The sequence below is a fragment of the Nocardiopsis aegyptia genome, assembly GCF_013410755.1.
In the GTDB taxonomy this organism is placed as follows: Bacteria; Actinomycetota; Actinomycetes; order Streptosporangiales; family Streptosporangiaceae; genus Nocardiopsis; species Nocardiopsis aegyptia.
This window is the reverse complement of sequence record NZ_JACCFS010000001.1, coordinates 3,052,488-3,075,030: the sequence shown is the minus strand read 5'-3', so window position 1 is coordinate 3,075,030 and position 22,543 is coordinate 3,052,488. Positions and strand designations below refer to the sequence as shown.

Here is a 22,543-nt window from a genome sequence, read left to right as displayed (position 1 = left end):
TCCTTGTCTTTCGTTCTTCGGGTGGGCACTGCAACCCGCCTTTCTTTGTTGTGTTTTCGGCCATGGCAAGAACGCGCTTCGCGTCTGGTGTCAGCTGTGTGTGGCGTGCTACGATTGTCCTGATTTATGAGGAAGAACGAGATGAGGTCATGACCTTCTCGTCCACGAAGGCGGCAGCAGTTGTTCACCAATCTGGATGGTTCCCTCGACGGCCGCGACGAGCGCTACCCGAAGCTGGCCCAGTACAGCGATCCCCTCAAAGCCCCCGAGCGTGAGATCGTCGGCCGCGAGCATGAGATCTCCCAGCTCATGGCGGCCATGGCCCGCCCCGAACTGTGCAACGCCCTTCTGCTGGCCCCGGCCGGTGCGGGTAAGACCGCCCTGGTCCAGGCGGCGATGCTGAAAGACGTCAAACGGGTCTACATGGAAGTCGACCTGGCTCGGATGATCGCCGGTCTGAGGACTCCCGACGAAATGGCGGCACTGCTCAAGGGGCTGTTCGACGAGGCCGAGAGGTTCAGCTCCGACGAACACGTCGAGCTGGTGCTGTTCATCGACGAGTTCCACCAGGTGGTGCAGCTCAGCGCTGCCTCCGTCGAAGCACTGAAGCCGGTTCTGGCGGCGTCGGGCGCGCGCGGTATCCGCGTCATCGCGGCCACGACCTTCGACGAGTTCCACAAGTACGTGGCACCGAACCAGCCGCTCATGGAACGCCTCCAGCGCATCAACGTCAGCCCGCCCGACCAGAAGACCACGGTGGAGATTCTCAAGGGGATGGCCCGGCGCTACGGGGTGGCCGACCAGTTCTACGACGACCACATCTTCGAGATGATCTACGAGTACACCAACCGCTACATCCCGGCCTCGACGCAGCCGCGCAAGTCCATCCTGGTCCTCGACTCGATGGTGGGCTGGCACCGGTACACCGGCCGTCCGATGGACCGTGGCCTGCTCGCGGACGTCCTCATGGAGTCAACCAACGTCAATGTGGCGTTCCGAGTCGACGCGGTGCAGATCAAGAGGCAGCTCGACGAAGCGGTGTTCTCCCAGGAGTTCGCCACCTCCGTGGTCGCCAAGAGGCTGCAGGTCTGCGTCGCCGATCTGAACGACAAGACCAAGCCCATGTCGTCGTTTCTCTTCACGGGCAGTACCGGAGTCGGAAAGACCGAGCTGACCAAGCAGCTCGCCCTGTTGCTCTTCGGTGACGACCAGCGCCACCTCATCCGTTTCGACATGTCGGAGTTCGCGCGTGAGGAATCCCTGGACCTGTTCCGTTCGGAGCTGACCAAGCGTGTGTGGGACATGGGGCACGCCGTGCTGCTGTTCGACGAGATCGAGAAGGCCGCCCCGGCGGTCACGCGCGTGCTGCTCCAGGTGCTCGACGACGGCAGGCTCACCAACGACAACGGCCGTCAGGTGTCGTTCCTCAACACCTACATCGTGCTGACGACCAACGCGGGATCGGAGATCTACGAGACGATCGCCCAGTACAACGTGGACGACTCCGGATCGGGTCGGGAGCTGGTGGAGAAGATGAAGGAGATCCGCCGGTCCATCTCCACCACGCAGGGCGACAACAAGTTCCCGCCCGAGCTGTTGGGCCGCATCGACGCGATCGTCCCCTTCCAGCCGCTCTCGCGCGAGACCCAGCGCAAGATCGTGAAGAACAAGCTGCGCCAGATGCGTCGCGAGGTCATGGTCAAGCACGGGGTCCGGGTCGAGATCGCCGAACGGGTCCTCCAGTACCTCATCGACGACCACGCCGACACCGACTCCAACGCGGGCGGCGCACGTGCGGCGATCGCGAAGATGACCGACGAGGTCACCACCGCCATCGCCGCGTTCGTCAACGCCCACACGCACGAGCGGGTCCTGCGGGTGGACGTACGCGGCACGATGCGCAGCGAGGACAAGGGTCTGCTCAAGAGCGAGTCCCATATCGAGGTGGCCGCCGCGCGCTGACGCGGCGCGCGGGGCGGCGGCCCACCGACTGATGATTGCCCTGCTCAGGCTGATAAACGAGCTGATTCCAGACACCATGGTGAGAGCGAGAGGATGTGCCGATGGGACTCATCGACAACATGTGGAAGAAGGGGAAGACCGACGGCACGCCCTCTGATGGTTCGGACGCGGCCGCATCGCCGAGCGGCGACGGCAAGAAGCGCACCAAGCGGCGCAAGCCCGAGGAGATGCTGGCGAGCGTGGTGCGGGAGAGCACCGTCAACGCCGCGATCGACCTCCTGAGCCGCAACGAGCGCTTCGTCCTGCCCGGCGGCAACTCCTGGGCGGCCCTGGCCCTGCCTGTGGAGAACATCGGCGGCCTGAGCAAGAAACAGCAGAAGGACGAGGCCAAGGGCTCGCTCATCGAGCTCATCAACCACGACCTCATCCAGACCGTCACCACCCGCCAACTCCTGGACGAGGAAGTCCTCGGTATCATCCCCACCGCGCAGACGCTGGAGCGGATGGGTGAGTACTCGATGCTCACCGGCGCCACGTACTACTGGATGGTGCTGAGCCCGAGCCAGGACCGCCAGGAACTGGTGGTCGGGGCCGTCATCGACGAGGGGACCACCTACGCCGAGGCGGTGGCGATCGCCGACGGCAGCTCCAGCCTGGCCGATCGGTTGCCGCAGATGTGGGCCTGGACCCAGGCCATTGACGCGACCGGGACCCCCATGGCCGCTCCGAACGGCGCGAACGCCGCCCCGTCAGCCACCACCGTCGCCACGCCGGCGCCGACCCCGCAGCCTCCGGCCGCACCGCCGGCCCCGCCGGCCCCGCCGGGCCCCGACCACATCGGCCACCTGCCGGGCCCGGTGGCCGCGGTTCCCACCCCTGAAGCGGGCACCGACGAGGAGCCGGGGGACGACTCCCCGGTCGACGGCGAGTTCTCAGTGGACCTGTTCGACGATGACCCCGGCGGCGACGAGTCCGACGTCTACGACGACGAGGTGGACGACGACGGCGTGTACGAGGACGTGGCGGACGAGGACGGCACGTACGACGACGAGGACGAAGAGGGCGAAGAAGAGAACGAAGGCCGGGGCTTCGTGACGGAAGAAGGAGGGGCGCAGGACCCTGCCTGGACGCACTACGCCGAACAGAACAGGGGCCGGGAGTTCGCCGAAGAACAGGTGCGGGAGACCATCGCGCGGCGCTTCCTCTCCGACGAACTGGGTCTGGAGATCCCGTACTCCGAGTTCGAGGCGGCGTTCGACACTCGGGCACCGTCAGTACGGCTGGAGTTCGGTGACGAGGTCTCCGACTGGCTCGGCGAGCAGATCGCCGTCATGGCCGAGCAGGCCAACACCGAGCTGACGAAGCTGCACAGCGATCACAGGCGGGCGCTGCGCCAGTTCTTCGTCGAGACCATGAGCCTGCACGCCGAGTCGGTCATGCGTGAGGTCGACGAACACCACGAGGGTTCGGTCTACCAGACGCTTTCGGCCGCGGCGGAGCAGGAGTTCGCCGACCTCAAGGCCAGGGTGCCCGAGGACGTCGGGACCCGACGGGCGGAGATCACCCGGCGCTACGAGAAGGACGCCGAGGAGCGTGCCGAGGTCGCCGCGGCCCACGCCAGGCAGGTGTTCTGGGACCGGTTCCGCCCGGAGCTGGAACGCAAGCTCGCCGACGTGGCCCCCGAGATCGAGCGCCGCAACGAAGAGCGCTACGCCCACCAGCGCCGGCGCGTGCTGGAGATGCGGCGCAAGGACGCGCACACACGGATGCGTCTGGGCACCACACGCACCTTCCAACTGCTCGCCGAGCGCGAGGCCAAGCAGCGCGAAGCGGAGATGGAGTTGCTGGAGCAGTGGAACGCCAAGCTGACGCGCTTCATCAGCGACAACCTCAAGCACGACATCGCCCGCGCCGAGGTGTTGGCCGAGCAGCTGCGGCTGGACACCCAGGTCGAGGATCTCAAGGCCGAGCACACCCTCCGGGTGGAGGAGCTCAACGCCGACCGGGAGAACCGGGTGCGCCGGCTGGAGACCGAACTGGAGCGCGAGCGCGAGCGGGCCGAGGCCCGGTTGCGCGAGCGTGAGGGGGGATGGCGGCACGAGGCCCACATCAAGGACGAGAAGCTGCGCTCGGCCAACCAGCTGTACCAGGACCTGCACGCCCAGATGCAGGACATGGCCGACAGTATGCACCGGCAGTACCGCGGCAGGATCGACGAACTCGAGGGCGACAAGCGCTCCTACATCGAGGAGTTGAAGCGGACCAGCCACGTGCACAGCCGCTTCACCAAGCTCCTCGTGCTTCTGGCGGCGGTGCTGGTGCTGATCTCCATCGCCGTGGGCGTCATCGTCGGCTGGACACTCGGATACGGGTCGACCACGAGCGCAAGCGCGATGATCATCCCCGCGTGGATCGTCTAGGGCGTGTCCGGTGATGTCTTCGGGGCGCCACCCTCGACGAGACGGGTGGTGCCCTGACCACATGGGTCGAGGGACTCCGAACGCGCTGTCATGTCGACTGACAGAGCAGTAAGACCAGCGCCTTCCGGCGTACACGTCAAGAGAAAGGCTCGCCTCATGGCCAGGAGGGGCTCCAGCCCTAAAGCGAGCGCGTGGGACAAACTCTCCTCCCGCAGTGCCGAGGAGACGCTCGCCAACCGCGACATCTACGAGTCCCAGCAGCTCGACCGTTCGCGCATCGAACGCAAACGGACCCGGACCGCACGCACCATGATCGCGATCGTGGCGGGACTGCTCGTCGCCGTGCTGGTGTGGGCGCTGTGGTCGGTCGGCCAGTTCACCGTGAGCGCCGTGAGCTCCTCGATCGGCGGGCCCACCGTCCCCGACTTCGTCGAACGCGAGCAGATGTCGACGACGCAGTACTGCTACCGCATCCTCGATGAGGACGGGCAGGTGGTCCCCGACCAGCCGTGTCACGAGACCGAGGACGAGGCCCTGGCGGACCCGCCCCAGTGGGTCCTCGACGACGTCGCCGCGCAGCAGGAGCAGATCGACGCCGGGCGCGAGGGTGAGCCGGACGCGTTCCCCGGGTGGTTCCTCCACGTGACCTGGGTCAAGCTCGCCGTGTCGCTCGGCGCCGGCCTGATCACGTTCGGCCTGGCCTACCTGCTGCTCATGCGCAACCGGGACGCACAGAACCTGCTGCACGACACCAGCGACATCAACCAGTACCAGGGCGACCAGCACATCGCCCTGCCGGACGAGGTCGTCCGCAAGTTCGACTGGTTCCCCGACGTGGGCGCGCACAGCTCCGTTCAGCCGTCGTCCATGATCAGCCACGTCATGGCGGCCCGCAAGGGCCTCAAATCGATCGAGGTCGCCAAACGGGCGGACGAGGACGTCCTCGACTCCGACGGCGACGTCGAGTTCCTCAAGGGTGAGATCCTGCGGGACGACGACGATCGGGCGATCACCACGAAGGCGCCGCTCATCGACGAGAAGTTCGGCGAAGACCTGTTCGAGGCCTCCGGTCTGCCGAAGGACAGGAAGATCCGCAAGCGGTTCGACACCACCAGGATTCCCTACAACCCGGACGGCAAGGACCGCAGCAAGCTCGGAGAGCACAAGACCGTCGCGGACATGATCAACGCCGACTGGGAGTTCCCCGAGTACGAAGTGCAGCGCCCGGCCGGCGCGTACATCGTCGACACCGCCCCGGTCAACACCATGGTCCTGGCCATCACTCGCGCCGGCAAGGGCCAGACGTACATCGAGCCGATGATCGACATGTGGCTGCGCGAGAAGAGCCCCAACAACATGGTCATCAACGACCCCAAGGGCGAACTCCTGGTCAAGCACTACGTGCGAGCGACGATGCGCGGCTTCCAGGTGGTGCAGTTCAACCTGATCAACGCGATGAAGACCGACATCTACAACCCGCTCGGGATGGCAGCCGAAGCCGCCCGTGAGGGCGACTCGACCAAGTGCGCGATGTACATCGAGAACATCGCCGACGTCTTCTTCCCGCTCGACGGCGGTGAGGACCCGGTGTGGCCCAACGCCGCCAGCAACGCCTTCAAGCGCGCCGCCTACGGCCTCATCGACTTCTACCTGGAGGAGGAGCGCGAACTGCGTGCCTACGCCGCCCGGGTGGACATGGATCCCAAGGTCCTGGAGACCAAGCTCGACGAGAAGTGGGGCAAGGTCACGCTGTACAACTGCTATCAGCTGTTCGTGCAGCTCTCGGCCAAGAAGGTGAAGAATCCCGTGGACCTGGTCGAGGAGAGCGTCCGAAGGGGCGACTACGGGAGCCTGGAGGACGGCACGTTCCGCGAGGCCGAAGCCGAGGCCGCGCTGGTGGAGGCCGAGAACAAGGCGTTCCTCTGGGAGGACAAGAAGGAGCTGGACATGCTCACCTTGTTCTTCAACGCCACCAACGGGCTGCCGACCAACTCGATGCGGACCCTGGTCGGCAACGCCGACAACGCCCTGCGGGCGATGGGCGCGGCCGAGAAGATGCTGGCCAGTGTCTACGGCATCGCGATCACGGCAATGAGCTTCTTCGCCGACCCGACGATCTCCACACTCACCTCCGGCACCCCGAGTCAGAACACCGACCTCGGCGGCCTGAGCTTCCCGCGCCGCATGGGCGTGCGCTTCGCCATGAACTACCTCAAGCGCGACCACCTGATCGGCGCTCAGGCCAAGTGGGACGCCTACGCCGACGAGAGGTTCGAGCAGGTGCTCGGGAAGGACTTCGAGCACGAGGACATCGTCTCCCGCGAAGGCTGGGCCCGCTACTACTTCAAGGGCAAGTTCGCGGACGACGTCGCCTACATCCGACTGCGGTTGCTGAACCCGCAGACGGGCATGCTGATCCGCACCTACTACTTCAAGTTCAAGAAGGACTACCAGACCTCGCTCAACGGCCGGTTCTACGTCACCGACCCCGTGACCGGCGAGAAGATCATCCGCAACGGGATCCTGCTGGAGCTGAGGAAACAGGGTGACGGCTCGTTCGCACCGGGGAACACCACCTACCCGCAGGTGCGGCTGACCAACGTCACAGCGGACCTGCCCCAGAAGGAGATGGGTCGGGCCAACGCGATCACGCAGACGATGGTGCGCTATTCGGAGCAGCCCAAGGTGGTGTTCCTGGTGACACCGCCGCACCTGATGAAGTACGCCAAGCTCATCCTCATCCTGATCAAACAACTGGTCGACCTGAACTTCGACAAGTCGTACATGACCAAGGAGAACCAGAAGCCGCTGTACAAGACCCGGTTCATGCTCGACGAGCTGGGCAACCTCCAGTCGGAGGGGCACGGCATCTCCGGCTTCGAGACGATGCTGTCGATCGGACTGGGCCAGGAGCAGCAGTTCACGCTCATCCTCCAGACGCTTCAGCAGTTGCGCGACGTCTACGGCGAGTCCGTGGACAAGATCGTGCAGGGCAACACCTCCAACATCGTCTTCCTCAAGAGCACCGACGACTCGATGCTCGACACGCTGGAGAAGATGTCCGGCAAGCGCCACACCACCTACATGGACTCCAAGACCGTGACCCAGGACAAGGGCCACGTGGTCAAGGGCATGAGTGTCGAGGGCAAGGTCTCCTACACCATGTCGACCAAGGAAGAGCCGGTCATCTCCTACAACGACATGGCCTTCATCTCCGAGCGCAACTCGATCGTCTTCCGTGCGGGTGACTCGCCGGTGTGGAACCGCAACGAGACGATCCTGCCGATGTCCTGGCGCATGTTCCAGGACACGATCAACCACCCCGGGCACGACTACACCCTCCAGACCATCCCGACGCTGTCGAACGCGGTCGACTTCGACGTGCGGATGAACCAGCCCGACTTCGAGGCGATGCTGGCCAAGCGCATCCAGCAGGCCGAGCTGACCGCCGAGTGCAGGGAGAAGCACAAGAAGGTCCACGGCCTCTCCGAGGTCGACGTCGCGCGGCTGGACCCCGACACCTACGCCAACGAGGTCATGGAGCTGGTCGACGCCGCCCGTGGGGAGGCCTACGCCGAGGAACACGACCTGGGCGGCTCCGACGACGTCGACCTGGAGGACCTCGAGCAGGCCATCGACCTGGACATGCCCTGGGAGTTCGACACGGCGACCCAGCAGGCGGTCGACTCCCAGCAGGCGAGGATGACCGAGTTCCGCCGGCTGCGCTACGCGGACAACCTGATCAGCCGCGACATGCTGGTCCACTTCTCCTCCGATCCGGCGCGACCGCACGCGGGCGCGCTGGACAGCCCGCTGGACGCCCAGATCGTCGAGGCGTACAAGTCGGTGCGGTCGGCGTTGGAGCGGGACGGCGCCCACTTCTCGGTGAGCCCCGACGGAGCCCTGCGCAGTGCCGACGGATCGCAGGTCTACATCTCCCGCCAGGACGAGTCCGAGGCGATGCGGCGGCTCCAGCAGGCCGGCGAGAGCGAGACCGAGCGGGTGTTCACCGAGGACCCGGAGCACCTGACCGACCTGCACGGGTTCCGGGTGCACGGAGCGTTCTACGAGTTCCTTGCCGAGCGGGAGAACTGGCTGGGCCTGGCCCGCGGCGAGTTCGACCGGGCGATGGCCGCCACGATGCGTGACGACGGCTAGCCGGGAGGTCAGAGGTATGGGACAGAGGCAGGCCAGGGACGGTGACATGGCTGACGGACGAAGTGACCGCGGCAGGCGGAGCGGCGCGTGTTCAGGTGGGGCCACCAGGACGGACGAGGACGGAGGCGGTCGTGGCGAAGCGTAGGAAGAGGACGCTGAACGCCCAGACGTTCCCGGCCCCCGACTCCGCAGAGGAGGCCCCGGACGCCGAGGCGCGCGGCGGCGGCGAGGAGGTTCGGCGTCCGGGCCGTACGAGGCGCAGGCCCGACTCCCCGCGGCCCCGGCGCGAGCGGTACGACCGCGAACCGGCCGACAGGCAGCGCCGGGCCGGACGTGACGGTGGTCGACTGGTCGGGCTCGAGCTTGAGGCACAGCGCGCGCAGGACGAGTTCCTCCGCCACCTGCGGACCTCACGCATCGCCTCGCCGGGTGCGTCCAGGCTGGACCAGGGCCGACAGCTGAACGACCTGCACCGGGCCTTTGTCCAGCAGATGGTGATCCAGTGCCTGGAACCCCTCAGAGGCGGGATCAACGCGCAGAGCGTGCTCACCACCGTGGGCATGGGCGCGGCGATGTGGCTCCTCTCGCCCAACTTCCGCACCGTGACGGGCCAGTACGCCGGGCAGATGGCCGCCGCCATCGACGGGCCGACCCGGCGCGAGGCGAGGATCACCGCCCAGGGCGAGAAGGCACGTGCGAAGGAGGCACAGCACTTCGACCGGACCGGCGAGGGACGGGATGGTATGCGGGGCCCGTCCGGGTGGACGCACCGCCGGCGCTTGGAGCGCCTCGAACGGCTGGAACGCGGCGGACGCGACCTGTTCACCGAGCACAGCGCCGCACTGGCGCACGTGGGGATCGTCCTGAACGCCTACGACGAGATGCGCATGCCCGGCGTGGACCGGGACCTCGTCAGGCAGAACTACGAGAGCGCCCTCGGCGCGCTCTACGACTGTGTGGACGAGGACGGCCTGGACCGCGAGGAGGTCGCGCGCGACATGCGGGGCATCGTCGGTCAGCTCGTCGAACGCACCCCCGAGCAGGCGGCGGTCTTCGCCGAACTGGGGCACGGCCGGTTCGTCAGGTCCGAACCGGCGACGACCGACGCCGAGGACACCAAGCGGACGGGGAAGGTCCGGGAAGGTGACTACGTCGACGCCCACAACGGCGACGTGATCACCGGCGGGACGTTCTCGCTGCGCGAGCCGATGGGTACCGACGAGCATCGTGCCGAGGTGGCCCGGACCATGTACGCCGAACTCACCAGCACGAGGAGCCCGGCCGAGTTCCATGCGGTCATGGAGCAGTACGTCGTCGGTTCCACGATCCTGCACCACCCCGAGGCGGTCGAGCGGACCGGGGATCCCTCGGCACATGCGCGGCTGAACAGGGCGCGGGCGATGTTCGCGTCCATGCGCGGCGACGGGATCAGCGAGTCGGACCAGAAGCTGGTCTACGTGGGCGGGTTCGTCGAGTCACTGCAGGCCATGGAGCAGACGCACCCGCAGAAGGTGGCCCAGTGGCGACAGAGCCTGGGGCCCGAGTGGGAACAGCGTATGCGCGATCTGATCAGCGAGAACAGTGGGTTCGGAGAGCAGGCCGACCGCGCGTGGACCGATCGCGAGCAGCGGGGGCCGCGGGGCCGGGGCGAACCGGAACAGAGCCCTGAACGCGGACGGGACGAGGAGGACGTCATCGACGTGGACACGGGTCCGGGCCCGGCCACGGGACAGCGGCGCGGAGGCGGCATGCCTCGGCTGGGTCCTTCCGGGGACCGCCCGTCGTCGAGTGCGGTGGCGAGGCGGCTCGGGGCGTTCCCCGGGCAGAGGACCAGCGATACGCCGTCGTTTCGTCCTGCGATGAGAATTACTCCCGCGAGGTCGGATCCGGAACAGGACAAAGGGCCTGAACTCGGTGGCTGACAGTCAACGCGGTAGAAAGAGAACGATCACAGAGAAAGGCGAAACCATGAGTGATGTCGACTGGTTCAAGGTCTTCGGTATCGAGCCGGAGGACCACAAGCGGTGGGAGGAAATGGAGGAGGACGCGGCCAAGCGGCGCGAGCGGGGAGGCGGTATCGGGCAGGCCGCGGGGCAAGCGGTCGATTCGGGATTGGGATTCGCGCAGAAAGCGGCCCAATCACGGATGGATGCCGCCCAGCACAATCTGCGCAACGATGATCGCGCAACGCGGCCGAAGCGTACGCGCAAGGTCGTGGAGGTGGAGGAACAGACAGAGTTCACCGACGACCGCGAGTTCGACTGAGCACCCCTCCGGCGCGCCGAGCGGTGCTTTGACCCTCTGGAGAGGGCGAAATAGACTCGTCTACGAGTGAAAATACGACTGTGTGCCCTGACCGACACGGAGGACCGGACATGGCGGCGACCCAGACCTCTGAGGGTTCGGAGCGCGTGACCAAACGCGCGTTCATCGCGGCGGTGGCGCGCCGCGTCGGGCTTCCGAAGAAAGTCGTCTCTGATATCTACGATGCCGCCATTGCCGAACTCATGGACGTGGTGCGCCGCGGCGACCGCCTTATCCTGACCGGTTTCGGTAGCTTTGAGCGCCAATGGCACAAAGGTCACCCGGTGAGGTTCACCAAGGGCGGTGAGGACAAGGTCGACGACTACTCCGTGCTGAAGTTCAGCGCGACCCGCCAGACCAACCAGCGCATCGGTCGGCCTCGGTGATGCTGGAATCACAGCCGGTTTCGATGCGCGGGATCAGGAGGAGCCCAAGAGGAAAAGTATCGCCTCCTGGGCTCTTCTTGTCCGCGCCGTGGCCCGCCGAGCGGCCCTCTCAGGCGTTCTCGTCGAAGACGAAGAGGAGGATTCCCAGGTGCGGAATGAGAATTGCGGCGATGGTCACCAGGCGCCCGCCCCAGTCGATGCCCAGCGGGTCGTTGATCATGGCGACCAGGCGTTCGTAGCCCGGTGCGGCCATCTCCAACAGTGGATCGGTCAGGCCTGAGTGGAAGAGTAGCCAGAACAGGCCCCAGATCATCGCCACGGCGATACAGGCACCGAGGAGACGGCGCAGGCTGAGTGAGCGCCGACTGGGAGTCCTGGCCACTCGGTTGCGGGGCATGATGTCCTCCGTGAGTCTTGGTCGGTCCGGGGTCGATTCTGGCTGGGAGCCTGGCGGGCGGCCTCACCGCTACCGTTCCATGGCGGGGCCCTCATCCTTTCGCTGGTTCTGTCGGCCATTGCCGGAGGGGGACGGCTTGTTCCCCGCTGAACCGGGGGGAGCCAGCCTCCGCTGGGGGCGCGCCGTCATCTGGGTGCCGTGCGCGGTGTTCCCGCTGCCCGGGGGAGACAGCCTGCTCTGGGGGCGTGGTGCCGCCTTCGCGGTGTCCGCGAGTTTCCCGGCGTCCGGAGCCTTGTCAGGTCTCATCGAGACCGCATAGCGCTTCTTCTCCTCGTCGGTCGCGGAGAAGAACTGCTCCGGGTGCGGCGGCAGGGCGGCGTTGTCCACACCGAGCCGGCCCGCGTGGAACACGGCCTTCTGCACCTTCTGGTTTCGGACGTGTTCCATGAGCTCTTCATCCTGGCCCGCATAGGCGAACGTGGCCATGCGGTCGGCTTGGGAATGCAGCTTCAGCATCGTCGGGGCGGTCTCCGGGGTGAGCCCTCCACGCTCGATCAGATCCTGCGCATGGTTCCAGTACTCCGCCAACCAGATCTGGGCCTGGTTCTTCTTCCGTTCAGTCCAGGGTTGCTCGGAGTTGTGGATGATCCAGTCGGTACTGCGGAAGTGCCCGGAGAGGGTGCGTCCGAATGTGGTCGCGTCGACGGGCCCGCTGGACTCGAAGGCCCCCACTGAGATCTCTCGCCCCAGCTTGTTCTCCCACGTGTCCGTCCAGCCGGCCAGATGCGGGAAGGCGCCCTTGACGGCGTCCTTGTCCAAGTATCCGTGCCCGCCCATGAAGTCGCCCGAGTAGCGGCCGGGATGCTCCTCAGCCCAGTGCTCGCGGGCGGCGCGGATCATACGGGTGCTGTTGATGTCGAGATCGAAGTCGCTCGGTACGGACTCCAGGCCGAGTCGCCACATCGAGTCGTGCGGACGGCGCACCGGGCGTTGTCCGCTGTCACCGAACCATGCCCGCATGCGCTCGACCGCCTCGGGATGGTCAGGTATGGCCTCCTCGCGGGGCAGCTCCTTGTGGATTCCCGAGAAGAAGCCGGAAGCGGTTCCCTTGAGTCGAATGTCGACCTGGTCCGCTGGGATTCCGTCCCGCTGCAGGGCCTCCAGCAGCTCCGTGCCGAATTGGTCATAGAGCTCCGGGGTCATCCCCATTGGGGCTTCCTTGCCCGCCAACCACTTGATCTGGACCGGATCGATGCCGAGGAAGTCCAGGTCGCGTTTGGAGATGGCGTAGCCGGAGTCGTCTTTGGGCCACCAGCCCGGGTGCTGGTCTCCCTCGAGGGTGCGGACCGTCTGGTGGTCGAACAGGTCTGTGGGGTCGAGCTGGTGGCCCGTGATCTCCAGTGGCTGCCAAGGGGGGTTGGTGCCCTGGGCCTCGGTATCCGGGGTCCTCGTCGGGGCGCCGCCTCCGAGAGCCGGGCCACCGACCTTGACACTGCTCGCGGCGCTACGCTCCGCGGCACGTTCCTGCTCTCGCCCGAGGGAAACGCCATCCATCATGGTCGGTCGTTCACTGGCGAGCGCGACCCATTCCTTCTGACCGAGGTAGCCCATGCCGGTCAGCGGGACGGACAGGACGTCCTCCGCGGGTATGCGCTCGGCCAGGATCACACCGGGGCCGCCGCGGGTCTCCAACCAGGCGGCGGCGACCTCGCGGTCAGCGGTCCAGCTCTCCAACGGCCGGTGGAGAGCCTGGAAGGTGGAGCCGACCTCCTGTCCGGCCCACTCGGGTCGCGGATCTCCCTCAGCCCAGGTCAGCGTCCGATAGCCGACCAACTCCGAGATACCGCGTTGGGCGAGCGTCTCCTGGGTCATGTCCCACTGGGCGCGCAGAAAGTCCTTGTACGCGTTGCGGCTGTAGCCCAGTTCGATGTCGACCTTCTTGCGCATCGCCGAGTCCATGCTCCACTCCAGGACTCGAGGGATGTTGAATTCCTCCTTGGCGGCCTCCTGGATCGCCAGGGCGCGCACGTTGTTGTTGGAGCCGTAGGCCCAGGCGCCCATCACTTCACTGACGGCGATCTGACGTACCAGGGTGTCGGCTTCGGGCCGGTCCATGGGCACGACCCGGTCCGAAGCGTGCCTGGGCTCCGCAGCCGGGTCGAGTTCGTCGACGTGCAGGACGTCGGCCCCCATCGAGGGGTACTCCTCGTTGAACGGCACGAGGACGTATCGGTGATCGCCGAGCCTTTCCACCATGTCCGTTCCGACGTTCAGGCCGATCGCCGAGACGGCGAGTTCCCTCGTCGGGGTTCGCATCCGCCGGGCGAGGGCCTCGATGGCGATGGTTTTGGCTTGGGGCGTGTCCTGGATACGGCCGTCGTCGTTCAGCAGGGCCTCACCGATCCGCTGCTGGTCTTCCCGCTCCGGTGAATCCTGGGCGGGCGGGGGGAGACGCCGCTCCGTCGTGGATTCGGCCTGTTCACGGGGTTCACGTGACCGCGGAGGCACAGGCGTCCTCTCTATTGATGTCTGCGGGGATGGGGGAGGGATGGGGGAGCGCCATTGGTGAAGATGCCGTGATCCTCACGATGGTTCGGTCGGAGGAACGACGCGGGGCCACAGGGGTACGAGTGCGATGCTGAGGCACAGAGGCACCTCGAACGAGTTCACCGTGCCCGAGGGCACGGGGCACTCGCTACACGGCTGAGTCGGGTGGTATCAGGCGTCTCGGAGGAACTCCTCGGCCTGGCTGCGGAGGGGTTCGGGGGCTACGGACCAGACCGGGTAACTCATGACCTCGCGCAGTTTGACCTCCTTGACCTCGCGGGGAGCGTCCTTGCGCAGGCCGAGGTGGAACCACATTCGGTCGAGCTCGTCGTAGGGCAGGTCCCAGGAGACACCGACACCTTCCTGGGCGTCGCCGGGTTGGTGGGGAGAGGTGAAGACCTCGTCGGCGGTGGCGGCCGGGGTGATATCGATGAGGGTGAGCCCGAGCTGGTCGATGAGGTCGCGGAAGAGTCCGCGGTGGTGTTCCACGGTCTCGGGCGAGGGGCGCTCCCCTTCGAAATACACGGAGAGGATCCACACGTCCCCGCCGGTGCGCCCGAGTTCGAGGACGAGGTGGTTCGAGGCGGTGTCGGTGAAGGTTCGGTGCGCGATGCTCATGTCCGCCCCGATGCCCTCGGTGCGGGGCGTTCCCTCTTCGAGCTGGAGCGTCTCGTGGAGCCATCGCACCTGGTCGAGGGTCAGATCTCCGTGGGAGTGGGCCGCGAGCGCGGGCAGGAGCATGGTGACGGGTCCCTTCTTCGGTCGGGGCAGCGCGGACCGTGAGGGTCAGGCGGTCCCGGACGCGTGATCCTGAGCGCGGCCGTTCAGCTGCCACGTTAGCGGCGCCGTTCAGGGGCTGTCACCGACAGATACGGGTGCGGGACCTTTGCCCACGGGAGCCGTTGGGTCGTCGAGCTCGCGTCCGGCCGTTTCCAGGCTCGGTACCGAGGGCCTGACGGACGGCTCCGCCCGGCCCCGCACACCTTCGGCACCAAGAAAGAGGCGCAGCGCCGGCTGAAGCTCAAGGACGCCGAGATCGCCCAGGGCGACTGGTTCGATCCTGAGGCCGGCGCGCGCTCCTTCGGTGAGTACGCGGCCGAAGGGGTGAAGGACCGAGACTTCACGCGCAAGACCCGACGGCCCCTATGAGGGTCTGCTGCGGCTCAGCTTCGGCGGGGCAACTTCTTGAAGTACTGGGCGGATGCCTGTGACGCCGTGGGCCTGGAGGACGTCCACCTTCACGACCTGCGGCACACTGGCAACACCTACGCGGCCGAGAAGCTGCGGCGAACCCGTGCGGATGACGGCGACGATCCGCCCTCGACGGGTGCTCCGGTCTGAGCATCGGGCACGTAGCGGGCACGCGGCCCGTATGACCCTCCAGAAACACGTGAGGCCAGGTGTTCGGTTTTCACCGATCTACCTGGCCTTTTGCTGTGTGGAGCGGATGACGGGAATCGAACCCGCGTTATCAGCTTGGGAAGCCGACAACGCCTCTGACGCCTGACCTCGCACTTCGTCTACCTGCGAGGATGCGGCCCATTTCCCCGCGACTCCCCATGGTTCCCCGCCGTTGACCGCCTCGTGTGGCACGTGTGTGGCACGGAAATGCCTACGAGTAGAAGCCGTCCCCGTAGCCGTCGAGGCTCACCGTGAACTCGTCGGGGCGGGTGTCGCGTAGGTGCACGAAACGCTCATTAAGGACGTCGATGGCGTCGGGCAAGGGGATGGGGCCGCATTGGTCCCTGATCGCTCGTAGGGCTTGGATGAGGTGTTCGCTGAAGATCAGCGCATCGATACGGTCCCAGTCCTCGGGCACGGGCACTTCCTGAGGTTCGGTCGGCATGGTGACTGATCTCGGACGGGTAGTCGGTTCACTCACCCTAAGCACCACTACAGCAGCCATCTGGGGCGGGCACCACGGTCTCGGTCCCGTATGGGTTCTGGCGCGATCGGTCTGTACTACCGCGCGTCCTGTGTCGCGCCAGGTTCCATGCGGGCTCGGGGGGTCCAGGGGGCGCCGAGCCCCCTGGTACTACCAGGGCTCGACCATGGTCCGTCGCCTGCGTGACTCGGAGGTTCAAAGCCTGTCCCGTCCTGAGCCGTTTTCTCCCGAACGGCAACCGTTCGTCTCTGAGGCGCGTCATGATGCCAAGTAGTACGGCCATTGGCCACGCTCGGGACCGGGCGGCAGCCCGCAGCCCGAGCGGCGGACGATGGCCGCCGCGACGGCGCTCGCGCCGTCGCCTTGATCCCATACAGTCCAATTCGGCAACGAAAGTCTCCCCTGATCTAAGGGATGGCATAACATCGTACGTATGTCTGATGAGGATGAGGATGAGGCGGGGCTGGGCGAACAAGCATCGGCGCAGAGCAAAACTTCTAAGCGTAGACAGCGCCCTCGGCGTTCGCCAAGATCTACTCACAGCAAGTTGACAGACTCCGACCTGTTCGGGATGACTGACACCTTCTCCAAGCTGGCGGGTGCGAACTCCGACCTGTTCGGGATGACTGACACCTTCTCCAAGCTGGCGGGTGCGAACTCCGACCTGTTCGGGATGACTGACACCTTCTCCAAGCTGGCGGGTACGAACTCCGACCTGTTCGGGATGACTGACTCCATCTCCAAGCTGGCGGGTGCGAACTCCGACCTGTTCGGGATGACTGACACCTTCTCCAAGCTGGCGGGTACGAACTCCGACCTGTTCGGGATGACTGACTCCATCTCCAAGCTGGCGGGTGCGAACTCCGACCTGTTCGGGATGACTGACACCTTCTCCAAGCTGGCGGGTGCGAACTCCGACCTGTTCGGGATGACTGACTCCATCTCCAAGCTGGCGGGTGCGAACTCCGACCTGTTCGGGATGACTGACACCTTCTCCAAGCTGGCGGGTGCGAACTCCGACCTGTTCGGGATGACTGACACCTTCTCCAAGCTGGCGGGTGCGAACTCCGACCTGTTCGGGATGACTGACTCCATCTCCAAGCTGGCGGGTGCGAACTCCGACCTGTTCGGGATGACTGACACCTTCTCCAAGCTGGCGGGTGCGAACTCCGACCTGTTCGGGATGACTGACTCCATCTCCAAGCTGGCGGGTGCGAACTCCGACCTGTTCTGGGCACGGACGGTTCCAGTAGTTTCTCCGGATTCGCCATCACTGGCATCTGTCCAAGGCATTAAGGGCAGGCGTAAAGGGGAAATTGCCCTAAGTTCCGCTCAAGTCGCCAACGCATCTCTCGCTACTTTTGGCCCCTTGAGTCCGGAGCTAAAGAGAAGGCTCGTTGGTGATTTTGCTTTTGCCCTCGCGTTTTCTTCCTGCATGGGCCCAGCGGCAATTCTGGTAACGAATCCAGATCCTCTAGTGGCAAGCCTTCTGGCTTTCTTTTCGTTGGTGACTGGATGGAACGTGATTACCGTTGCGCGTAGAGCGCGGGAAATAGCACTTTGGATTTACGATAAATTCAACTAGGCGAGTTTCGAAGGGTCTGGTCAGTTTAAATTGGCGGATCGACATAGTTGCCTGGGTCTGTGATTGAACTTTCAGATTTATTGAGGGTTCGTGCTATGGAAGGCAGGTTTTGGGTAATGATGCGTTTTGCGGTCTGCCACGCTAGTTCGAAGCTCTGTACGTAGGTCTCTGCCATATCGGGAGACAGGGATCGGTCGATCTCGACCACGGGGGACTTCGCTGCTGGGAGCCCATAGACGTGCTGGTTGACGAGGATCCTCTTATCCGTCAGGTAGACGGAGTTGTACAGAACGGTTGAGTGAGTCCGGACGTCGACGCCGTCGATGTCCAGGAGAGGCCGGAAGAGCATCAACGCGTTACGGGCTCTCGCGGGCAGGGCATCCCCGATCTCCTCGTCGTTCCCGCGTTGCCGCACCTCCTGGGCTCCGGGGTCGCCGAGCAAGATGCGGATATTTACGCCTTCTCGGGCACGTGCTTCCAGTAGTTCCAGGATTCCGGCGTCGTCGGCAAGGAACAGGCTGCTGTAGACGAGGATGCCGATTTCCTGTTCCGCTGAGCTGAACAGCTCGTACCAGACCTCCCGTGGCACCTCCCAGCGGTGGGCGTAGACACGGCAGGCGTGCTCGGAGAGTGGGGTGTTCTCCTCCTGGGCTTGGCTGTTTTCCGGCCAAAGGCTGTCCTCCTCAACCTGGAGGAGTTCGGCGACCGCCCAGCGGTGCCGGGGGTATGGGCGTTGGCCGGCCAGCCAGCGGCGGACGGTCTTGGGGTCGACTCCGATGTGGGCGGCTACGTCGGTCTCGGTGAGCTGGGATGCGGCCAGGGCCTTGCGCAGTGCAGCGTTCACGTCGCGGTGTCCTCCGGGGTGCGGGAACCCGACGATAACAGAAGACGTCCCTAGACGTCCCCGTAGATGTCCGATACGTGGTACACATGTCCGCTTACTCAGAGCATCGTTTCCGCATGTGAGGGCCCGGCGCATCCTGCGATCCCGCTGGGCCGACCCGGACTGTTCCAGGGGAAACCATGCGGAACTTGATCACCCACCTTCGGACACGTGGACCGACAGAGCACCGAACTGCCGTGCCCAGGGCGTGCGCACGTCTGCCGTTCACTCCTGCGCCTCCGCCCTATGAGGTGACGCCTCGGGCGAAGGTCGTCCGGCCGTACGTCCTGCACGCGAAGAGGCCGCGGCCGGTTGACCGCTCGACCCTGGGTCTGCAACTCCTTCTGGAGATCTCCCGAGAGGCGGTTGCCGCATGAGCGTGCGATCTCCTCTCTGCGGTGAGGCCCGGCTCGACGTCTCGGGGTTTCTGCGCACCTGCCAGTTGGACCCCGGTCACACCGGTCACCACGAGGACGCCCGGGGCGACCGTTGGGAGCCGCCCGGTGTCGTCCTGGATCGGTTGCGCCGGCGGTGGGGGCGAAGCCATCGCATCGTGTGGACCGGGCGCTTCTGGGTGGCCACCGCCTACGACCCGCGTACTCCTCGACCAACCGAGATCGAGTACAGCCCGGACGTCCTGGAGGAGCGTCTGCGCACCCGTGGCAGTGTCCCCGCTGTCCCTTCGCCGAGGCGGCGGTCATGACTCACCACGACCGAACGCCCGAGGTCGACCCGATCCCGGACGGACTCACCGCCAGGGAACGGCGGGCTGTCGAGCGCCAAGGCGAGGTGATCGCACTGCAACTGGAGCTGGGAGCGCCACCGCTGAGTGAGTCCGACTACGAGTACGGGGACTGCGTCTCCCCTCTGCCTCCGGAGCCGGATCTGCACGCCCCTCGCCCATACTGATGTCCTGGAAACGTTGTCCTGATCGTGGACAAGGCTGATCACCGTCCTGCCTCGGAGGAACCCGCTTGAGCTCGCGCACCCATTGGGGGACCTACCACCAGATCGCGGACGCCCTGCGATCCCGCATCGCCGGTGGGGAGTTCGCGCCCGGGGGAGCCCTGCCCTCTGAGGCGGCCCTCGGTGAAGAGTTCGGCGTCGCGCGAACCACCGTGCGCCGGGCTCTGGCCACCTTGGAGAAGGAGCGGCTGATCAAGGCACTCCCCGGCACCGGGCGAGTCGTGTGCACCGCTGAGGAACGCGAAAGTGCCGGCGCTGACTCGGCGCCTCCGGCCCAGTACCGGCGCATCGCCTCCGACCTCAGGGAACGGATCACCAACGGGGAACTGGCGCCCGGTGATGCCCTACCTAGTGAGGCCGCACTCGTCCGGGAGTACGAGGTATCGCGGGGGACCGCTCGTCAAGCCCTGTCCGAACTGGAGGGAACCGGGCTCGTCGTCGCCGTGCACGGTAAGGGCCGGTTCGTTATGAGGGCCGAAACGACCGACGGCTAGCCTGGTACATGTGGGACATGTTCACTGGGCGCGGGATCTCGCGCGAGAACTGCTCGAACGACCGCTTCCCCGACGCTGGGCGCACTCCCAGGGGGTAGCGGAACAGGCGCGCTCCCTGCGGGCCGTGCTCGGTGATGACGCCGACCTGGTGGAAGCCTCCGCCTGGCTGCACGACATCGGGTACTCACCGGACCTGGCGACCACGGGCTTCCACCCTCTCGACGGTGCCCGGTACTTGCGCGAGGTCCAGGAGGCCGACGAAGGTCTGTGCTCCCTGGTGGCCTACCACTCCTGCGCCGTGGTCGAAGCTGAGGAACGCGGCTTGCTCGCTCCTCTCAAGGACGAGTTCGCCGCTCCTCCGGGTGACCTGTTGGACGCGCTGACCTACTCCGACATGACCACGGGGCCGGACGGCGTCCATCTGCCGGTAGAGCGTCGGCTCTCGGAGATCCTGGAACGCTACGCGCCTGAGGACCTGGTCCACCGCTCCATCACGCGCTCCTCGCCCCTGCTGACGGCGTCAGTGCGCTCCGTCGAACAACGCCTGGCCGAAGTGAACTGACCGTTCACCCGATGTGGGTGGGGCCTCCGCTGAGGAAGTGGTCCACGCGTAGGCGCATGGAGCGGTCCATCTGGTAGCCGCCCAGCTCGTCCTTGGGCACCCACACGACTTCCTTCGACTCGTCGCTCGGCGTGGGCTCGCCTTCGAGGGGGCGGGCGGTGAAGGCGATGGAGAACTCCTGCCGGGCCTCGCCGTCGCTCGTGTAGAAGATGACGTGCTTCGGGTCGCTGTAGATCCCGGCGATTCCGGTGATCTCGCAGGTGATCCCGGTTTCCTCCAGCGTCTCCCGCACGGCGGCCTGAGGCACGGACTCGCCCAGGTCCACCGCTCCACCGGGTACGGCCCAGTTGCCGTTATCGGTGCGGCAGATCATCAGGACTTCGTCGCGCTCGTTGACGACGAACACGTTCACCGACGGAACGAGGCTGTTCGCGGCCGGCGCCTCAGGGTCGTCGTAGTAGTCGATCCGCTTACTCATGGGCCTTCCCTCGGGTGCAGCCTGCCGGATCGTGCATCGTGTGGCGAACCGGCGGTTACTGCTCGTGCATCAGTTGGAGTAGGGGAGCTGGTCCTGACCATGCTTCCGGGTGTGCTTCGACAGATCGTCCAGGGTTCGGTGTACGCGCTGGATGACGTGTGCAGGATGGATTTCGAGGTTCAGGAGGACCTGGGAAGCCACGTTCTCCTTGTGCAGCAGTCCGAGAAGCATGTGCTCTGTCCCGATGAAGTTGTGCTCTCGGTGCAGCGAGGCATAGAGGGAGTCCTCCAAGGCCTGCTTGGTCTCAGAGGCGAATCGTCGGTAGTTCCGGAAGGTCCGACTCTTCCGTCCACCCAGGCGAGCCACTTCTGTTCGAGCGGCCTCGTAATCCAGTCCCAGGGATGCCAACGTGCTGGCCGCGAGACCGTGGCCCCCTTGGGCCAGCCCTAGCAGCAGATGCCCGCCACCGATACGTCTGTGCTTGAGTGCGACTGCTTCGGACTGTGCGTGCACAAGCGCAGTCCGTGCTTCGTCGGTGAACCGCTCGAACATAGCCGTCACTCCTGGATCAGTCGAGCGGGGTCGCCTGGCCCCACACCTTGTCGAAGCTCTCCAGGTAGGTGCTCATCATCTCGCCGCCGGGGATCTTACGCAGGTGGAAGACCGGGGCCTGGGACGCCATCGCACCATAGACGTGCGTGTTCACGATCAACTGGTCATCAGCGCGGTAGAGCGAGTTGTACAGCGTCGTCCCGTGCAACCGGAACTCCGTGCCCTCGACAGCGCGGAGCGACTTGTAGAGCACGATCACGTTCCGGATCTTGGACGCCAAGAGGTCGTCCAACCCCTCGTCCCGGCCGCGCTGGGCCACGGCCTCGCTCTCCGGATCGCCGAGCAGGATGCGCACGCGGACCCCGGCTTTGGCCTTGTCCGACAGGAGCTTGATCATGCTCGGGTCGTCGGCGATGAAGAACCCGCTGAACACCAGGATCGAGATCTCCTGTTGCGCGGCCTCGAAGATGCGCTTCCACAGATCCGCGGGGACGCTCCACCGGTGCGGGTAGAGCTCCACGATCTCGCTCTGTGAAGCGGCCTTGCTCTGCTCCGGGGACAGGGCCTCCGGCCAGATGTAGGTCTCCTCCACCCCGAGGAAAGCGGCAGCCGAGAACCGGTGGCGGCGGTAGGGCGTGCGGCCCTGGGTGACCCAGCGCTCCACGCTCTTGGCATCGACACCGATCGCCTCGGCCAGTTCGGCCGGCGTGGACCCGCGCTGAAGCAGCGCGGCTCGCAACCTCTCGTTCGGCATGTACCCCGGGGATTCGCAGGATGTCTAGGGACGCGCTCACATTATCGAGACGTCCTGAACACGTCCAGCCATGTAGTGATCTCGTCCCGTCCTGCCAGGGGACAGTGGTCACAGTCACCGAACCCCCGGTGACAGCGGACTCAACAACCAACCCCGACCCCATCCGCTGACCACTGGTCCAGCACTTCAATACATGCTATACATGTATCG

General features: G+C 65.7%; 17 protein-coding genes and 1 pseudogene. 10 read left to right on the top strand and 8 right to left on the bottom strand.

The features are described from left to right. Nucleotides 1–180 precede the first annotated feature (180 nt). The 6 genes from HNR10_RS13840 (at nucleotide 181) to HNR10_RS13815 (ending at nucleotide 11,230) form a co-directional block, all read left to right on the top strand. The gene (locus tag HNR10_RS13840; protein ID WP_179823775.1) at nucleotides 181–1,962 is read left to right on the top strand and encodes an AAA family ATPase; all 1,782 of its coding nucleotides are present in this window, start codon (nucleotides 181–183) and stop codon (nucleotides 1,960–1,962) included. 101 nt (nucleotides 1,963–2,063) lie between these two features. Then, nucleotides 2,064–4,382, top strand: a complete 2,319-nt coding sequence (locus tag HNR10_RS13835) for a hypothetical protein (RefSeq protein WP_179823774.1) — start codon at nucleotides 2,064–2,066, stop codon at nucleotides 4,380–4,382. A 156-nt stretch (nucleotides 4,383–4,538) separates the two neighbouring features. Then, entirely contained in the window at nucleotides 4,539–8,540 is a 4,002-nt protein-coding gene (locus tag HNR10_RS13830) for a type IV secretory system conjugative DNA transfer family protein (RefSeq protein ID WP_179823773.1), read from the top strand. Between the two features lie 131 nt (nucleotides 8,541–8,671). Then, nucleotides 8,672–10,462: a hypothetical protein gene (locus tag HNR10_RS13825; RefSeq protein WP_179823772.1), complete on the top strand. Its 1,791-nt coding sequence runs from the start codon at nucleotides 8,672–8,674 to the stop codon at nucleotides 10,460–10,462. A 46-nt stretch (nucleotides 10,463–10,508) separates the two neighbouring features. Further along, a complete protein-coding gene (locus tag HNR10_RS13820; protein ID WP_179823771.1) occupies nucleotides 10,509–10,805 on the top strand; it encodes a hypothetical protein in 297 nt (98 codons plus the stop codon). Between the two features lie 110 nt (nucleotides 10,806–10,915). Next, nucleotides 10,916–11,230, top strand: coding sequence for an HU family DNA-binding protein (locus tag HNR10_RS13815; RefSeq protein WP_179823770.1), 315 nt, complete (start codon nucleotides 10,916–10,918; stop codon nucleotides 11,228–11,230). 109 nt (nucleotides 11,231–11,339) lie between these two features. Here the strand turns inward: HNR10_RS13815 and HNR10_RS13810 are convergent, their stop codons facing one another. The 3 genes from HNR10_RS13810 to HNR10_RS13800 form a co-directional block, all read right to left on the bottom strand. Beyond that, nucleotides 11,340–11,627: a hypothetical protein gene (locus HNR10_RS13810; protein ID WP_179823768.1), complete on the bottom strand. Its 288-nt coding sequence runs from the start codon at nucleotides 11,625–11,627 to the stop codon at nucleotides 11,340–11,342. 69 nt (nucleotides 11,628–11,696) lie between these two features. After that, complete coding sequence (locus HNR10_RS13805; protein ID WP_179823766.1) at nucleotides 11,697–14,135, bottom strand: hypothetical protein; 2,439 nt, start codon at nucleotides 14,133–14,135, stop codon at nucleotides 11,697–11,699. Between the two features lie 210 nt (nucleotides 14,136–14,345). Next, the gene (locus HNR10_RS13800; protein ID WP_179823765.1) at nucleotides 14,346–14,915 is read right to left on the bottom strand and encodes a hypothetical protein; all 570 of its coding nucleotides are present in this window, start codon (nucleotides 14,913–14,915) and stop codon (nucleotides 14,346–14,348) included. Between the two features lie 174 nt (nucleotides 14,916–15,089). Here HNR10_RS13800 and HNR10_RS32245 point away from each other — a divergent pair. Beyond that, nucleotides 15,090–15,339: pseudogene (locus HNR10_RS32245) on the top strand (site-specific integrase); the annotation flags it as partial. A gap of 447 nt (nucleotides 15,340–15,786) precedes the next feature. Here HNR10_RS32245 and HNR10_RS13795 read toward each other — a convergent pair. Beyond that, a complete protein-coding gene (locus HNR10_RS13795; RefSeq protein ID WP_179829723.1) occupies nucleotides 15,787–15,993 on the bottom strand; it encodes a hypothetical protein in 207 nt (68 codons plus the stop codon). A gap of 499 nt (nucleotides 15,994–16,492) precedes the next feature. Between HNR10_RS13795 and HNR10_RS13790 the strand changes: the two genes are divergently transcribed. Then, nucleotides 16,493–17,644 carry a hypothetical protein gene (locus HNR10_RS13790; RefSeq protein ID WP_179823763.1) on the top strand — a complete coding sequence of 384 codons (1,152 nt, stop codon included), beginning with the start codon at nucleotides 16,493–16,495 and terminating at the stop codon, nucleotides 17,642–17,644. A gap of 25 nt (nucleotides 17,645–17,669) precedes the next feature. Here the strand turns inward: HNR10_RS13790 and HNR10_RS13785 are convergent, their stop codons facing one another. Continuing rightward, a complete protein-coding gene (locus HNR10_RS13785) occupies nucleotides 17,670–18,488 on the bottom strand; it encodes an XRE family transcriptional regulator (protein ID WP_312889259.1) in 819 nt (272 codons plus the stop codon). A 1,013-nt stretch (nucleotides 18,489–19,501) separates the two neighbouring features. Here HNR10_RS13785 and HNR10_RS13780 point away from each other — a divergent pair. Next, on the top strand, nucleotides 19,502–19,987 hold the full coding sequence (locus HNR10_RS13780; protein ID WP_179823761.1) for a GntR family transcriptional regulator: 486 nt from the start codon (nucleotides 19,502–19,504) through the stop codon (nucleotides 19,985–19,987). Between the two features lie 49 nt (nucleotides 19,988–20,036). Beyond that, on the top strand, nucleotides 20,037–20,549 hold the full coding sequence (locus tag HNR10_RS13775) for an HD domain-containing protein (protein WP_218898630.1): 513 nt from the start codon (nucleotides 20,037–20,039) through the stop codon (nucleotides 20,547–20,549). Between the two features lie 4 nt (nucleotides 20,550–20,553). Here the strand turns inward: HNR10_RS13775 and HNR10_RS13770 are convergent, their stop codons facing one another. From HNR10_RS13770 to HNR10_RS13760, 3 genes are all read right to left on the bottom strand, one after another. After that, entirely contained in the window at nucleotides 20,554–21,027 is a 474-nt protein-coding gene (locus HNR10_RS13770; RefSeq protein ID WP_179823757.1) for an NUDIX hydrolase, read from the bottom strand. A gap of 69 nt (nucleotides 21,028–21,096) precedes the next feature. Next, complete coding sequence (locus HNR10_RS13765; RefSeq protein WP_179823754.1) at nucleotides 21,097–21,579, bottom strand: Clp protease N-terminal domain-containing protein; 483 nt, start codon at nucleotides 21,577–21,579, stop codon at nucleotides 21,097–21,099. Nucleotides 21,580–21,595: 16 nt separating this feature from the next. Beyond that, nucleotides 21,596–22,333, bottom strand: a complete 738-nt coding sequence (locus tag HNR10_RS13760) for an XRE family transcriptional regulator (protein WP_179823753.1) — start codon at nucleotides 22,331–22,333, stop codon at nucleotides 21,596–21,598. Nucleotides 22,334–22,543: the final 210 nt, after the last annotated feature.

What these genes read in the sequence shown, in the direction of transcription:
- HNR10_RS13835 (WP_179823774.1), top strand. Translation starts at nt 2,064, where the DNA reads ATGGGACTCATCGACAACATGTGGAAGAAGGGGAAGACCGACGGCACG.
- HNR10_RS13830 (WP_179823773.1), top strand. Translation starts at nt 4,539, where the DNA reads ATGGCCAGGAGGGGCTCCAGCCCTAAAGCGAGCGCGTGGGACAAACTC.
- HNR10_RS13820 (WP_179823771.1), top strand. Translation starts at nt 10,509, where the DNA reads ATGAGTGATGTCGACTGGTTCAAGGTCTTCGGTATCGAGCCGGAGGAC.
- HNR10_RS13815 (WP_179823770.1), top strand. Translation starts at nt 10,916, where the DNA reads ATGGCGGCGACCCAGACCTCTGAGGGTTCGGAGCGCGTGACCAAACGC.
- HNR10_RS13810 (WP_179823768.1), bottom strand. Translation starts at nt 11,627, where the DNA reads ATGCCCCGCAACCGAGTGGCCAGGACTCCCAGTCGGCGCTCACTCAGC.
- HNR10_RS13800 (WP_179823765.1), bottom strand. Translation starts at nt 14,915, where the DNA reads ATGCTCCTGCCCGCGCTCGCGGCCCACTCCCACGGAGATCTGACCCTC.
- HNR10_RS13790 (WP_179823763.1), top strand. Translation starts at nt 16,493, where the DNA reads ATGTCTGATGAGGATGAGGATGAGGCGGGGCTGGGCGAACAAGCATCG.
- HNR10_RS13770 (WP_179823757.1), bottom strand. Translation starts at nt 21,027, where the DNA reads ATGAGTAAGCGGATCGACTACTACGACGACCCTGAGGCGCCGGCCGCG.
- HNR10_RS13765 (WP_179823754.1), bottom strand. Translation starts at nt 21,579, where the DNA reads ATGTTCGAGCGGTTCACCGACGAAGCACGGACTGCGCTTGTGCACGCA.
- HNR10_RS13760 (WP_179823753.1), bottom strand. Translation starts at nt 22,333, where the DNA reads ATGCCGAACGAGAGGTTGCGAGCCGCGCTGCTTCAGCGCGGGTCCACG.